Annotated in this window: 1 pseudogene; it reads left to right on the plus strand. The window is 67.3% G+C overall.

What is annotated here, in order from left to right:
• Nucleotides 1–311: 311 nt before the first annotated feature.
• A pseudogene (locus AC1DWF_RS37385) lies at nucleotides 312–565 on the plus strand (tRNA (N6-isopentenyl adenosine(37)-C2)-methylthiotransferase MiaB); the annotation flags it as partial.

The raw sequence follows: 565 nt of genomic DNA on the forward strand, positions 1-565 counted from the left end.
GTGCTGAACGAGGATTTCTCGCCCGAGGCCATGCCGGACCGGAAGGCCCTGGCGGCGCGCGTGGGGCGCTCCGTGACCGAGACGGCGGCCGCGCTGCGGCAGAACCGCGACGTCACGCCGCATGCGGCGTGAGCTGGCACACAGGCTTCACACTGTTACCACTTGACCGACACGGGCCCCCTTTGGGACCGTTCCTCCAATGAGACGCCAGCCCGTGACGCAGGAACGGGGCCGCTCTTCTTGACCAAGCGGCCCAGTGTCCGCATCTCCCCGCCCTGGACCGTCCTCTGGACGGACAGCGAGGGAATTTCATGATCGATCCGACCTCCCCGGCCGCCACTGTGCCGAAGAAGCGCCTCTTCCTGCGCAGCTGGGGTTGCCAGATGAACGTCTACGACAGCGGCCGCATGGCGGACGTGCTGGCGCCGCTCGGCTATGCGCCGGTGGATGCGCCCGAGGGCGCGGACATGATCATCCTCAACACCTGCCACATTCGCGAGAAGGCGACGGACAAGCTCTTTTCCGAGCTCGGCCGCCTGCGGCTGATGAAGGAGCAGAAGCAGGC

The sequence above is a fragment of the Aminobacter sp. P4_D5 genome (assembly GCF_056401815.1).